Source organism: Sphingomonas panacis, from assembly GCF_001717955.1.
In the GTDB taxonomy this organism is placed as follows: domain Bacteria; phylum Pseudomonadota; class Alphaproteobacteria; order Sphingomonadales; family Sphingomonadaceae; genus Sphingomonas; species Sphingomonas panacis.
This window is the reverse complement of the sequence record NZ_CP014168.1, coordinates 1,078,443-1,091,392: the sequence shown is the minus strand read 5'-3', so window position 1 is coordinate 1,091,392 and position 12,950 is coordinate 1,078,443. Positions and strand designations below refer to the sequence as shown.

Here is a 12,950-nt window from a genome sequence, read left to right as displayed (position 1 = left end):
TGCACCGCGTTGCAAAGCAAGCGATGCCGTCGCTGTGAAACACCTCCTCGCCGCCCTGCCGCTGCTCTGTCTCGCCGTACCCGCCGCCGCCGAGCAGCGCAGCTTCGCGATCGGCAGTTTCGATCGGGTGCGGATCGACGGCCCGTTCCGCGTCATCGTCACGCTCGGCGGGTCGCCGGGCGGCAGCGCCGAAGGCGATGCCCGCGCGATCAGCGATCTTGACGTGCGTGTCGACGGTGGCACGCTGATCGTACGTGCGGGCCTGAATGGCTGGGGCGAGCAGGGCGGCATGGGTCGGCCGTCTGCGCCGGTGGTGCGTGTGTCGACTCAGGCGATCCGCAGCATCGTCACGGTCGGCGCGGCGCAAGTTTCGGTCGGCGGGCCGTTTCGCGGCCAGCGGCTAGACCTGTCGCTGACCGGCAGCGGCACGCTCGCCGCGCCGTCGATCGACGCCGACCAGCTTTTCGCGACGGTGCTCGGCTCGGGCACGATCACGCTCGGCGGCCGCGCCGCCAAGGCGCGGCTGACGACGAGCGGCACCGCCAGCATCGCCGCCGCATCGCTGGTCGCGGACGATCTCACCGTCCGGCTCGACGGCAATGGCGCGATCGACGCACAGGCACGCTACACCGCCGCCGTCACCACCAGCGGACTCGGCACGGTGACCGTCTACGGCAAGCCCGCCTGCACGGTGAACGCGGTCGCGGGTGGGCCAGTGAGTTGCGGCAGGATCGAGCGCGCGCCGGCGCAATAGGTTCGTATTTTCCCGTTCGTGCTGAGCTTGTCGAAGCAGGTGCCCGGTAAGACGGCGCCTGGGGCACGTGCTTCGACAAGCTCAGCACGAACGGATTATCGGATACAGCGTGGTCAGATCAGCGCGAGCGCGCTCAGCTTCGCGGTCAGCGCCGCCGGCATCGCCTCGGCGTCATAATCGCCCTCGCCGAAATCGGCCGGTGCGTCGCCCGCCTCCAGATAGCGCCAGCCCTGATGCGCACGCTTCGGGCGCGGCTGGACTCGCACCAGCGGCCCGAGCAGGATCGCAACCCGCCCGCCCTCGGCCTCGCCAAAGCCGAGAATCGGTGAGCGCGCGACCAGCATGTGCTTCAGGATCCAGAACAAAGACCCTTCGCCGGTGATCTCCTCGTGGCGCTTGGGCAGATAGCGCGTCGTCAGGAACAGCGGCCCGGCCTCGGCGCGCTCGCGCAGCCGGCCTTCGAGATGCTCGTAACTGGTCGCGCCGAACGCGACTTTCGTGAGATGCAATGCCATCCCACCCCATCTGGCCACGGCCGCCCTAGCTGCCAAGGCCCCACAAGGTCGCGAGCCCGAGAAATGAGAAAAAACCCCATCACATCGGTCATCGTCGTCACGAACACCGCCGAGGATACGGCGGGATCGACATCGAGCCGGTCGAGCGTCACCGGCACCAGCACGCCGGCCAGCCCCGCGACCAGGTTGTTGATGACCATCGCCAGCGCGATCACCAGCGCGAGCCCCGGATTGCCGAAGATCAGCAACGTACCACACCCGATCAGCACGCCGAGCATCGCGCCGTTGGCGGCGGCGATGCGGAACTCGCGCAGGATCATGCGGATCGTGTTCGATTCGGTGAGCTGGTTGGTGGCGAGCGCGCGCACCACCACCGCCAGCGTCTGCGTGCCGGCATTGCCGCCCATCCCCGAGACGATCGGCATCAGCACCGCGAGCAGCGCGAACCGCCCGATCTCGCCCTGGAACAGCCCGACCACCGACGCCGCGAGGATCGCGGTGCCGAGGTTGACGACCAGCCAGGTGATTCGCGTGCGCACCGTCAGCAGGATCGGCTCGTTGATGTCGCCTTCGCCCGCGCCCGACAGCCGCAGGATGTCCTCGCCGGCCTCCTGCTGGATGATGTGGACGACGTCATCGACGGTGATCATGCCGACCAGCCGCCCGTTGAGATCGACCACCGCCGCCGAGATCAACGCGTATTTCTGGAAGCGCAGCGCGACCTCTTCCTGGTCCATGTCGACCGGGATCAGCGTCTGCTCACGCTGCATCACGTCGCTGATCGCGATGTTGCGCGGGGTGCGGAGAATCCACGAGAGCTTGCACGTGCCGACCGGCTTGTGGGCGGGATCGACCACATAGATTTCCCAGAAGTCGGTGGTCAGTTCCTCGTGCAGCCGCAGGTAATCGAGCGTGTCGCCGACGCTCCAATGTTCGGGCACCGCGATCAGCTCGCGCTGCATCAGGCGGCCGGCGGATTCCTCGGGATAGCTCAGCGCCTCCTCGATCGCGGCGCGATCGTCTGGGTCGAGCGCGCGAAGCACCTCGCGCTGGTCCTCGACATCCATGTCCTCGATGATCGCGACCGCATCGTCGGTATCGAGTTCGGCGGCGATGTCGGCGATCTCGTGCGGCTCGAGTGCGTCGATCAGATCCTCGCGGACGTAATCGTTCATCTCGGCGAACACGTCGGCGTCGAGCAGGTCGGTGATCGCCTTGGCGAGATCGGCACGATCCTCGTGCGGGGTCAGCTCGAACAGATCGGCGATGTCGGCGGGGTGGAGCGGCTCGACCAGCGCACGCGCGCCTTCGGCATCGCCCGCATACACCGCATCGAGCACGGCGCGGACGAATTCGGGCTTGAGCCGGTCATCCTCGTCGAGCTGGGCGACATCGGCCTCGGTGCCGTCGTCCTGCGGGGGCAGTTCGGTTTCGCTCATGATCTGCCTCCTGGGCCATGCTCGGCAACCGGATCGCGGCCAGCCCTAGCGCCGCATTCCCGGAAAGCCAACGCCCGCCACGGTTTGCATGGCGCTTCGGTCGCGGCTAGTGGCGGGGGCACATTGTACAGAAGGATAGCAGGATGGCCGATACCCCCGAAACGCTGACGCTCACGCTCGAAACCGGCGACGTCGTCATCAAGCTCCGCCCCGATCTCGCGCCCAAGCACGTCGCGCGCATCGCCGAGCTGGCCAACGAAGGCTATTACAACGGCGTGCCGTTCCACCGCGTCATTCCCGGCTTCATGGCGCAGGGCGGTGACGGCAAGAACCACAACGGCACCGGCGGCTCGGACAAGCCGAACCTGCCGGCCGAATTCTCGAAGGAGCCGCACGTACGCGGCGTCGCGTCGATGGCGCGCACCAACGATCCGAACAGCGCGAACAGCCAGTTCTTCATCTGCTTCGACGATGCCCGCTTCCTCGACGGCCAGTACACCGTCTGGGGCGAAGTGACCTCGGGCATGGAACATGTCGACGCGCTCCCCAAGGGCGAGCCGCCCCGCACGCCGGGCAAGATCGTCAAGGCCGTCGCGGCGTAATCTTCTCCCTCTCCCCGCAAGCGGGGAGAGGGCCGGGGAGAGGGGCAGTCCAGCAGCGCACCGCTTCGGACTGCCCCTCTCCTAAATCCTCTCCCCGCAAGCGGGGAGAGGACTTTCCTCCCGCCCTAAACGCTGGGATCGGCGATCGCCGTAACCAGCCAGTCGTGAAACAGCTTCACCGGCCGCTGCAGCATCGCGCGCGGGCGGCAGGCGAACCAATAACTATACGGGCTCTCGATCTCGATATCGAACAGCCGCACCAGCCGGGGATCGCGCGCATCCTCGAAATGGCTTTCGTGCATGAACGCGACGCCAAGCCCCTGCGCGGCCGCCTCCAGCATCAGCGGCCCCGAATCGAAATGGTCGATCGCGAGCGGCGGGGTGTTCTCGAGTCCGGCGGCGGCGCGGAATTCGGTGAACAGGTCGGGCATGTCCTTGTGGACGAGCGCGGTCAGTCCGGCGAGCTGCTCGGGTTTGGTGATCGGCTTGGGGCCTTCGAGCATCGCCCGGGCGCCGATCACATAGATCGAGTTGCGGTCGAGCCGCTTGCCGTACAGCGCGGGGTCCATCTCGCGCGCCAGCGCAATCACCGCGTCGAGTCCCTCGCCGAGCCGGGCGAAGCCGTGCCCGGCGGTATCGATGTCGAGGTGAAGTTCGGGATGTTTCTGGCGCAGCTCGGCGAGTTTGGGGAACAGCCGCTGCGAGGCGAACAGCGGCATGATGCCGAGCCGCAGCCGCAGCATTTCGGTGCCGCTGGTCATGATTTCGACCGCGTCGGAGAGACTGTCGAGCGCGGGCGCGATCTGCTGGAGCAGGCGTTCACCGTCGGCGTTGAGCACCACCGCCTGATGCCGCCGTTCGAACAGCGGCTTGCCGATAAAGCGTTCGAGCGCCTGCACGCGGCGGCTGAGCGCGGGTGCGGATAACGCGAGTTCCTGCGACGCGGCCTTGATCGAGCCGAGCCGCGCGACCTGAACAAACGCCTCGATCGCGGTCAAAGGGGGCAGTCTGCGCATCGAACTCCGGGTTCCTTGTGCAGCGCAACATAATTGCTTCGAATCGAATCTACCACCCTCATCGTGCAAAAAGCGAGTCGCGATTGCAATTTCTGCACGCCAACACAATCTCTTCGCACTTGCACAAGATCGTGCTGCGCTGCACATAGGGGGTGCCTTTCAGGCATCCTCTCCTAAAACTTTCACGGCCAGCCCTTCGGGGCTGGCCTTTTTTTGTCGTCAATCCGTCAGGTCGCACAACCCCTCGCATAAGCGGAACCGTCACCCTATCTCCTGCGCTTGGTCCTGCGACAGGAGCGGATGATGGCGGACAGCGAAGCACCAGGAAAGAAAGTGCAGGTCGCCAATGCGCGGCCCGAGGACAGCGGGCGCGGCCTTGCGCATCTGCCGCGCGCGATGATGGCGGCGCTCGGCCTCTCCGAGGGCGATGTGATCGCGATCGAGGGAAAATCGATCACCCCGGCGCGCGCGGTCGCGCCTTATCCCGAGGACGAGGGACTCGAGATTCTCCGCATCGACGGGCTCCAGCGCGCCAATGCCGGCGTCGGCTCGGGGGACTTCGTCGAGATCCGCAAGGTCGAATCCAAGCCGGCGACCCGAGTCGTCTTCGCACCTGCACAACAGAATCTGCGCCTGCAAGGCTCGTCGGCCGCGCTCCAGCGCACCTTTCTTGGCCGCCCACTGACTCAGGGCGATGTCGTCGCCACCGCAGGGCAGCAGCGCGTCGAGAACATGCCGCCGGGCGTCCAGCAATTCCTGCGTTCGCCCGCCTATGCGCTCCAGGAAATCCGCCTCGCCGTCATCAGCACGACTCCGAAAGGCGTCGTCCATGTGGACGAGAATACGGAAATTGAACTTCGCCCCGAATATGAGGAACCCAAGGAAGCGCGCCGCGCCGACGTCACCTATGACGATATCGGTGGCATGGGTCCGACGATCGACCAGCTGCGCGAAATGGTCGAACTGCCGCTGCGCTATCCCGAATTGTTCCAGCGTCTGGGCGTCGATCCGCCCAAGGGCGTGTTGCTGCACGGGCCGCCCGGCACCGGCAAGACCCGGCTGGCGCGCGCCGTCGCCAACGAGAGCGCAGCCGAGTTCTTCCTCATCAACGGCCCCGAGATCATGGGCTCGGCCTATGGCGAATCGGAAAAGCGGCTGCGCGACGTGTTCGAGGAAGCAGCCAAGAACGCGCCCTCGATCGTGTTCATCGACGAGATCGATTCGATCGCGCCCAAACGCGGGCAGGTCTCTGGCGAGGCCGAGAAGCGGCTGGTCGCGCAGCTCCTCACGCTGATGGACGGGCTGGAGGCGCGCGCCAACGTCGTGGTGATCGCCGCGACCAACCGCCCCGAGGCGATCGATGAGGCGCTCCGCCGGCCGGGTCGGTTCGACCGCGAGATCATCGTCGGCGTGCCCGACGAGCGCGGCCGGCGCGAGATTCTCGGTATCCACACGCGCGGCATGCCGCTCGGCGACAAGGTCGATCTCGCCGAGCTGGCGCGGACCACCTACGGCTTCGTCGGCGCCGATCTCGCCGCGCTGGCGCGTGAGGCTGCGATCGAGGCGGTGCGGCGAATCATGCCACGGCTCAACCTCGCCGAAGGCACGATCCCGCCCGACGTGCTCGATACGCTGGCGGTCACCCGCGAGGATTTCCTCGGTGCTTTGAAGCGGGTCCAGCCGAGCGCGATGCGCGAAGTGATGGTCGAGGCGCCACGAGTGCGCTGGGAGGATGTCGGCGGTCTCGACGATGCGCAGATGCGCTTGAAGGAAGGCGTCGAGCTGCCGCTCAAAGATCCCGACGCGTTCCGCCGCATCGGCATTCGCCCGGCCAAGGGCTTCCTGCTCTACGGCCCGCCCGGCACCGGCAAGACCCTGCTCGCCAAGGCGGTCGCGCGCGAGGCGGAGGCGAATTTCATCGCCACCAAGTCGAGCGACCTGCTCAGCAAATGGTATGGCGAGAGCGAGCAGCAGATCGCCAAATTGTTCGCGCGCGCCCGCCAGGTCGCGCCGTGCGTGATCTTCATCGACGAACTCGATTCGCTGGTGCCGGCGCGCGGCGGCGGCATGGGCGAGCCGCAAGTGACCGAGCGGGTGGTCAACACCATCCTCGCCGAGATGGACGGGCTGGAGGAATTGCAGGCAGTCGTCGTGATCGGCGCCACCAACCGGCCCAATCTGATCGATCCCGCGCTGCTGCGGCCGGGCCGGTTCGACGAGCTGATCTACGTCGGCGTGCCCGACCGCGAGGGCCGCGAACGGATCCTGCGCATCCAGAGCGCGAAGATGCCGCTCGCGGACGACGTCGATCTCGCCGATCTCGCAGGCCGGACCGACCGTTTCACCGGCGCCGACCTCGGTGATCTGGTGCGCCGCGCCGGCCTGGTCGCGCTACGCCAGTCGCTTTCGATCGGTAAGGTGACTCAGGCGCATTTCGACGAAGCGCTCAAGGAGTCGCGCGCGTCGGTCACGCCCGAACTGGAACGCGAGTATGAGCAGATCGGGGCAAGGCTGAAACAGGATGCATCCTCGCTCCAGCCGATCGGCTTCGTCTCGCCGGGACAGTTGGTGCCCCGCGAAAAATAGCGCGTCGCGCCGGCGCGGGCCGGGGCCGCTGTGTGGCTGGCATTGCGCCCGCCCCATGACGGCCCCGGCCTTCGCCGGGGCGACGGTCATTTCGACCAGCGATAGCCACGCGTCGCCTCAGCCACGATCACCTCATAGGATTCATACCACCGCCCCCGCCCAAGCTCGCGAATTTCGGAGTGGCGCGGGTGCGCACGCCACGCCAGCGCGCTCGCCGCGTCGGCCCAGAAGCTGACGGTGATGCCGAACCCGTCGGACCCACGCGTGCTCTCGACGCCGCGATAGCCGGGTTGCCGCGCGACGAGTTCCGCCATCTCCGCCGCCGCCGCGGCATAGCCAAGGTCGTCGGTGGCGATGCGCGCCGACAGGAAGATGACGAGTGTTTGCCCGGTGCGATCCTGATCCATGCGGCCGGGCGATGCGCCGTACGCAATGGGCTTGCAACCGATTTGCCGACGTGTTGGTTACGCGAATGTGACAACCAGAACAGGATATGCCGTTGACCCTCTCGACAACCGGTGATCGATCGCCAGCGCCGGCGCGCCGGCCATCGCAGCAGGCGCTGTTCCTGCGCGGATTCCTCAAGCATCCGGTGATGGTGGGTTCGGTCGTTCCCTCCTCGCAGCGGCTGATCCGGCAGATGCTGTCGCGGGTGGATTGGGCCAAGACCAAGCTGTTCGTCGAATACGGCCCCGGCGTCGGCACCTTCTGCCAGCCGATCCTCGACCGGCTCGCCCCCGACGCGACTCTGATCGCGATCGACACCAACCCCGATTTCATCGACCATCTGCGCGACGAGATCCGCGATTCGCGCTTCATCGCGCATCTCGGTTCGGCCGCGGACGTCCAGGCGATCATCGCCGAACACGGCTTCGAGTCGGCCGATTACGTATTGTCGGGCCTGCCCTTCTCGACGCTGCCGGCGGGCGTCGGCGAATCGATCGCCAGCGCGACTCATGAGGTGCTTCGCCCCGGCGGCGCGTTCCTCGTCTACCAGTTCCGTGCGCGCGTGCGCGATTTCCTCGCGCCCGATTTCAAGCGGATCGACCACGGCTTCGAATGGTGGAACGTGCCCCCCGCGCACCTGTTCTGGGCGTGGAAGGACTGACTTTCCAACCCCCGCCGTTCGCACTGAGCTTGTCGAAGTGCGTGCCAAAAGCGCCGCCCCTGCGGCACGTGCTTCGACAGGCTCAGCACGAACGGAGCATGGGGCGTTACGCCGCGATCGGAAACCGCAGCAGCCGGTTCTCGACCGGCACCAGCGCTTCGGCGCCCAGGCCAACCGCACGAACGATTTCGGGATGGCCGGCGTCGAGTCCGCCGGTGAGCGACCCGAACGCCGGCAGGATCAGCTTGGTCGGCGTCGCGACGAAGCAGCGGCGCGAGATGCTCTGGCCGCGCACGCGCAGCCGCAGCTTGGGGTGGTAATGGCCGGAGAGTTCGGCGCGCGTCTCGCCCGCCACCGCCTCGTGGCGCAGCACCAGCCCATCGACCACCGCTTCCTCGACGACCTCGCCGCCGCAGCGATCGATCAGCCGGGAATCGTGGTTGCCGGTGATCCACGTCCACCGGCGCGTGGCCGCCAGCGCGCGCAGCATGTCCTGTGCCGCGTCCGGCAGGCGCTCGCACCCGGCGCTGTCGTGGAAGCTGTCGCCGAGGCACCAGATTTCCGCCGCACCGGTCGCGGTCGCCAGCGCGGTCAGGTCCGCCAGCGTCGCCAGCGAATCATAGGGCGGGAGCATCTGCCCGCGCATCGCGAACCAGCTCGCTTTTTCGAAGTGCAGATCGGCGACGATCAGCGCCGCCCGCGCCGGCCAGAACAGCGCGCCTTGCGCGAGCGCGACCAGCTCGAAATTTGCGAACGAAAAGCGAACCATACGCCGCTATGCGGCCAAAGCGGCGGCGCAATCAAGCCCCGCCGGGGCGATGTGGCGGCGCAACAAACCCCTTTGCACGCCCGTTCAGCGCGCGTACAGCCGCGCGTCTAACGTCAGGTCCAAAATCCGCCATGTCCTCCGTGCCTGAAGCGACAGGTCATCCCGCACACCCGCATCCAGCGCTCGTCGCGACGACGGTCGGCGCGATCGGAGTCGTGTTCGGCGATATCGGCACCAGCCCGATCTACGCGTTCCGCACCGCCCTCGCGCTCACCACCGCCGATGGCGCCGAGGCGAACGAGGTGATCGGCGTGCTGAGCCTCGCCTTATGGTCGCTGATCTTCGTCGTGACGATCAAATATGTCGTCTTCCTGATGCGCGCCGACAACCACGGCGAAGGCGGCGTTCTGGCGCTCACCGCGTTGGCGCGGCGCGGGCTGGGCAAGCGGTCGCTGATCGCGCTGGTGCTCGGCGCGTCGGGCGCGGCGCTGTTCTACGGCGATGCGATCATCACGCCGGCGCTGTCGGTCCTGTCGGCGGTCGAGGGGCTGAAGACGCTGCCCGGCGCGGGCAATATGTTCAGCGATGATCTGATCCTGCTGTTGACGATCGCGATTCTGATCGGGCTGTTCGCGATCCAGTCGCGCGGCACCGCGCAGGTATCGAAGCTGTTCGGCCCGGTCTGTATCCTGTGGTTCGTGTGCATCGGCGGGTTGGGGCTGTGGCACATCACCGACGAAATCTCGATCCTGCGCGCGTTCCTGCCGCATTACGGCGCGATCTTTCTGTTCACGCACGGCGTTACCGGGCTGTTCGTGCTCGGCGCCGTGTTCCTGACCGTGACGGGAGCCGAAGCGCTGACCGCCGACATGGGCCATTTCGGACGGCGGCCGATCCGAATCGGCTGGTTCGCGTTGGTGCTGCCGTGCCTGTTCCTCAACTATCTCGGGCAGGGCGCGTTCGTGCTGAGCGCGCTGGAAGCCGCGCATGCAGCGGGCGGCGACATCGGCGACCGCGACTGGTTCTTCCTGATGGCGCCGGAGCCGGTACGGCCAGTGCTGGTGATTCTGGCGATGCTCGCCACGATCATCGCCAGCCAGGCGGTCATCACCGGCGCGTTCTCGCTGACGCAACAGGCGATCCAGCTCGGTTTGCTGCCCCGGCTTCGCATCCGTCAGACCTCGGCGTCGCAGGCCGGGCAGATCTATCTGCCGTCGATCAACTGGATGCTGCTGGCCGGCGTGCTGATCCTGGTCGTCCAGTTCCGCACCTCGTCGTCGATGGCGGCAGCCTACGGCATCGCCGTCACCGGCACGATGGTCGTCACGACGTGCCTCGCCTATATCGTGGTGCGGCACACCTGGGGCTGGTCGCGGCTGCGCGCGATCCCGCTGATCGCGCCGTTCCTGGTGCTCGACGTGATCTTCTTCGGCGCGAACATTCTGCGCGTGATCGAGGGGGGCTGGGTGCCGCTGCTGGTGGCGGCGGTCATCGGCTTCATGATCTACACCTGGGTGCGCGGGCGCGGCATCGTGCGCGCGTTCGAGAAGCGGCAGAGCATCCCGCTCGCCGATCTCGCCGCCGCGCTCGCCAAGCGGCCGCCCGAACGAGTCGAGGGTACGGCGGTGTTCCTGACCGCCAATGCCGAGGGCGCGCCGGGCGCGCTGCTCCACAACCTCAAGCACAACAAGGTGCTTCACGAACGCAACCTGATCGTCAGCATCCGCACCGCCGACCGGCCGTTCGTGGATGCCGACGAACGCGTCCGCGCCAAGCCGATCGACGACAATTTCAGCTCGGTCGTGCTGACCTACGGCTTCATGGAATCGCCTGACGTGCCGCACGATCTCGGCCTGGCCCGGGGCGACGAGCGCAAGCTGCTCAACCCGGCCAAGACGAGCTATTTCATCGGCCGCAACACGATCAAGCCCGTCGCCGATGTCGGCATGCCGATCTGGCAGGACCGCATCTTCATGTTCCTGCAACGCAACGCGAGCGACCCGACCGACTTCTTCCACATCCCGCCCGGCAAGGTGCTGGAACTGGGCGAGCAGGTGACCGTCTAGCCGCGCACCGTCACGGGATCAGCCGCTCGGCGCGAAGCTGCGTGAACAGATCGGTGAAGGCATCGTCGGTCGGCTGATATCCGGTGAAGCCGAGCCGTCGGCTCTTCGACATATCGGTGACGACTTCCACGGGCCGGCCGAGGTCGGCATCGGTGTGCCACGGCGAGGCGAGCCGGGCGAGATCGGGCTCGGCGAGGTCTTCACGCTCGGCGATTCGCCGCCACACCGCCGCGTCGTCCGCCATCTGCGTTTCGAGCGGCAGGATCTCGCCGTCGAACGGTGCGGGTTCCAGCCCGAACCAGGCGGCGATCCGCCCCCACATCCAGCTCCAGCGGAAAACGTCGCCGTTGACGACGTTGAACGCTTCGTTGGCGGCGGCGGGCGTCTCGGTCGCCCACAGCAGGTGGCGCGCGAGCAGCTTCGCATCGGTCATGTCGGTCAGGCCATGCCATTGCGCGGGTGATCCGGGAAAGCGGAACGGCCGCCCGGTCTCGCGGCAGAGCGTGGCGTAGACGGCGAGCGTCGTGCCCATGTTCATCGCATTGCCGACCGCCTTGCCGATCACGGTGTGCGGGCGATGCACGCTCCACGAGAAACCATCGCGCGCGGCGGCGGCGAACAGCTCATCCTCCTGCGCGTAATAGAAATTCTCGACGTCGAGCCGGCCCTGTTCCTCGCGGAACGGCGTCTGCGGCAGCGTGCCCTTGCCATAGGATTCGAACGGCCCGAGATAATGTTTGAGGCCCGTCACCAGCGCGACATGCCGCGCCCCGGCATTGGCGGCACGTAGCCCATCGAGCAGATTGCGCACCATCGCCGAATTGACGCGGATGTTCTCGGCCTCGCTGTCCTGCCGCAGCCATGTCGTGATGAACACCGCATCGACGCTCAGTCCGGCGAGCGCCGCTGCCGTCGCGGCGGCATCCTGCAAATCGGCGGCGACCGGCGTAACACCGGCCTGCAGGAGCGGCCGTCGGGCCAGCCCATGCACGGTCCATCCGTGCGCACCGAGTAACGCTGCGGTCGCGCTGCCGACGATCCCGCTCGCGCCCACCACCAATGCCGATCCGGCCATGTCCAAACTCCGTTCTGTCAGGCGGTTGAGCTAGGTATCCGGCGCTCGGCATTCCACCTGGATATTTTCGGGCGGCGCGGGAACCATCGGGCTATACTGCCGGCATGAGCGACACCCCTGCGATTCGCGTCGGCATCGGCGGTTGGACCTACGAGCCGTGGCGCGGCAGCTTCTTTCCCGAGAAATGGCCGCACAAGCGCGAGCTCGAATATGCGGCGGGAAAGCTGACCGCGATCGAGGTCAACGGCACCTATTACAGCAGCCAGAAGCCGGCGACCTTCGCGAGCTGGGCGGAGGCGGTGCCCGACGGTTTTGTCTTCACGCTCAAGGCGTCGCGCTATTGCACCAATCGCAAGGTGCTGGCCGAGGCAGGCGAATCGGTCGCCAAGTTCGTCGGACAGGGCATCGTCGAATTGGGCGACCGGCTCGGCCCGATCCTGTGGCAGTTCATGGCTACCAAGAAATTCGACCCGGAGGATTTCCGGGCCTTCCTCGCGCTGTTGCCCGCGAACCACGAAGGCGTTTCGCTGCGCCATGCGGTTCAGGTGCGCCACGAGAGCTTCGCGGTGCCCGAGTTCGTCGCGATGGCGCGGGAGGCCGGCGTTGCCTTGGTCTATGCCGATTCGGCCGACTATCCCGCCATCGCCGACGTGACCGGCGATTTCGTCTACGCGCGGCTGGAGAATGCGACCGAAGACGAGCCGGCGGGCTATGCGCCCGACGCGCTCGACCATTGGGCCGACGTATCGCGGCGGTGGGCGCGCGGCGAACAGCCCGGCGGCTTGCCCTATGCCTCGTCCGAAGCCCCCGGCAAGCGCCCGCGCGAGACCTTCGTGCTCTTCATCAACGGCGCCAAGGTTCGCGCGCCGCATGGCGCGATGGCACTGATCGATCGGTTGAAGGCATAGCGCACACCGCTAATTGTCCATGAATCCCGCTCACCACTGATATGAACCGCAGTCACGGTGACATAATCGTGAGACGTGCGTTAAACCATGGTGACACGCGATTCCCGTACAG

Annotated in this window: 11 protein-coding genes and 1 pseudogene; 6 read left to right on the top strand and 6 right to left on the bottom strand. The window is 66.9% G+C overall.

Going from position 1 to position 12,950, the window contains the following annotated elements; genetic code table 11:
- The first annotated feature begins 34 nt into the window (after positions 1–34).
- Positions 35–754 (top strand): head GIN domain-containing protein, encoded by a 720-nt coding sequence (locus tag J0A91_RS04860; protein ID WP_240502208.1) that lies wholly within the window; start codon positions 35–37, stop codon positions 752–754.
- A gap of 113 nt (positions 755–867) precedes the next feature.
- Here J0A91_RS04860 and J0A91_RS04855 read toward each other — a convergent pair whose 3' ends face one another.
- Both J0A91_RS04855 and mgtE read right to left on the bottom strand, forming a co-directional pair.
- A complete protein-coding gene (locus tag J0A91_RS04855) occupies positions 868–1,269 on the bottom strand; it encodes a DUF1489 family protein (RefSeq protein WP_069203960.1) in 402 nt (133 codons plus the stop codon).
- Positions 1,270–1,294: 25 nt separating this feature from the next.
- A pseudogene (mgtE, locus tag J0A91_RS04850) lies at positions 1,295–2,708 on the bottom strand (magnesium transporter).
- 143 nt (positions 2,709–2,851) lie between these two features.
- Here mgtE and J0A91_RS04845 point away from each other — a divergent pair.
- Positions 2,852–3,310 (top strand): peptidylprolyl isomerase, encoded by a 459-nt coding sequence (locus tag J0A91_RS04845; protein ID WP_069203959.1) that lies wholly within the window; start codon positions 2,852–2,854, stop codon positions 3,308–3,310.
- A 125-nt stretch (positions 3,311–3,435) separates the two neighbouring features.
- Here the strand turns inward: J0A91_RS04845 and J0A91_RS04840 are convergent, their stop codons facing one another.
- Positions 3,436–4,326, bottom strand: coding sequence for a LysR substrate-binding domain-containing protein (locus J0A91_RS04840; RefSeq protein WP_069203958.1), 891 nt, complete (start codon positions 4,324–4,326; stop codon positions 3,436–3,438).
- A gap of 303 nt (positions 4,327–4,629) precedes the next feature.
- Between J0A91_RS04840 and J0A91_RS04835 the strand changes: the two genes are divergently transcribed.
- Entirely contained in the window at positions 4,630–6,912 is a 2,283-nt protein-coding gene (locus J0A91_RS04835; protein WP_069207043.1) for a CDC48 family AAA ATPase, read from the top strand.
- Positions 6,913–6,998: 86 nt separating this feature from the next.
- On the opposite strand, the gene J0A91_RS04830 is transcribed toward J0A91_RS04835, so the two are convergent.
- Positions 6,999–7,319: an antibiotic biosynthesis monooxygenase family protein gene (locus J0A91_RS04830; protein ID WP_069203957.1), complete on the bottom strand. Its 321-nt coding sequence runs from the start codon at positions 7,317–7,319 to the stop codon at positions 6,999–7,001.
- Between the two features lie 86 nt (positions 7,320–7,405).
- Between J0A91_RS04830 and J0A91_RS04825 the strand changes: the two genes are divergently transcribed.
- Complete coding sequence (locus J0A91_RS04825; protein ID WP_069203956.1) at positions 7,406–8,020, top strand: class I SAM-dependent methyltransferase; 615 nt, start codon at positions 7,406–7,408, stop codon at positions 8,018–8,020.
- 106 nt (positions 8,021–8,126) lie between these two features.
- Here J0A91_RS04825 and pdeM read toward each other — a convergent pair whose 3' ends face one another.
- Positions 8,127–8,789 carry a ligase-associated DNA damage response endonuclease PdeM gene (pdeM, locus tag J0A91_RS04820; RefSeq protein ID WP_069203955.1) on the bottom strand — a complete coding sequence of 221 codons (663 nt, stop codon included), beginning with the start codon at positions 8,787–8,789 and terminating at the stop codon, positions 8,127–8,129.
- 131 nt (positions 8,790–8,920) lie between these two features.
- On the opposite strand from pdeM, the gene J0A91_RS04815 reads away from it, so the two are divergent.
- Positions 8,921–10,855: a potassium transporter Kup gene (locus J0A91_RS04815; RefSeq protein WP_069203954.1), complete on the top strand. Its 1,935-nt coding sequence runs from the start codon at positions 8,921–8,923 to the stop codon at positions 10,853–10,855.
- Positions 10,856–10,865: 10 nt separating this feature from the next.
- Here the strand turns inward: J0A91_RS04815 and J0A91_RS04810 are convergent, their stop codons facing one another.
- Positions 10,866–11,930 carry an SDR family oxidoreductase gene (locus tag J0A91_RS04810; RefSeq protein ID WP_069203953.1) on the bottom strand — a complete coding sequence of 355 codons (1,065 nt, stop codon included), beginning with the start codon at positions 11,928–11,930 and terminating at the stop codon, positions 10,866–10,868.
- 104 nt (positions 11,931–12,034) lie between these two features.
- Here J0A91_RS04810 and J0A91_RS04805 point away from each other — a divergent pair, with 104 nt between their 5' ends.
- A complete protein-coding gene (locus tag J0A91_RS04805) occupies positions 12,035–12,838 on the top strand; it encodes a DUF72 domain-containing protein (protein ID WP_069203952.1) in 804 nt (267 codons plus the stop codon).
- The last annotated feature ends 112 nt before the right edge of the window (positions 12,839–12,950 follow it).

Bases quoted from the DNA above. Each gene is read 5' to 3' on its own strand.
- J0A91_RS04855 (WP_069203960.1), bottom strand. From the start codon at position 1,269: ATGGCATTGCATCTCACGAAAGTCGCGTTCGGCGCGACCAGTTACGAG.
- J0A91_RS04845 (WP_069203959.1), top strand. From the start codon at position 2,852: ATGGCCGATACCCCCGAAACGCTGACGCTCACGCTCGAAACCGGCGAC.
- J0A91_RS04840 (WP_069203958.1), bottom strand. From the start codon at position 4,326: ATGCGCAGACTGCCCCCTTTGACCGCGATCGAGGCGTTTGTTCAGGTC.
- J0A91_RS04835 (WP_069207043.1), top strand. From the start codon at position 4,630: ATGGCGGACAGCGAAGCACCAGGAAAGAAAGTGCAGGTCGCCAATGCG.
- J0A91_RS04830 (WP_069203957.1), bottom strand. From the start codon at position 7,319: ATGGATCAGGATCGCACCGGGCAAACACTCGTCATCTTCCTGTCGGCG.
- J0A91_RS04825 (WP_069203956.1), top strand. From the start codon at position 7,406: ATGCCGTTGACCCTCTCGACAACCGGTGATCGATCGCCAGCGCCGGCG.
- pdeM (WP_069203955.1), bottom strand. From the start codon at position 8,789: ATGGTTCGCTTTTCGTTCGCAAATTTCGAGCTGGTCGCGCTCGCGCAA.
- J0A91_RS04815 (WP_069203954.1), top strand. From the start codon at position 8,921: ATGTCCTCCGTGCCTGAAGCGACAGGTCATCCCGCACACCCGCATCCA.
- J0A91_RS04810 (WP_069203953.1), bottom strand. From the start codon at position 11,930: ATGGCCGGATCGGCATTGGTGGTGGGCGCGAGCGGGATCGTCGGCAGC.
- J0A91_RS04805 (WP_069203952.1), top strand. From the start codon at position 12,035: ATGAGCGACACCCCTGCGATTCGCGTCGGCATCGGCGGTTGGACCTAC.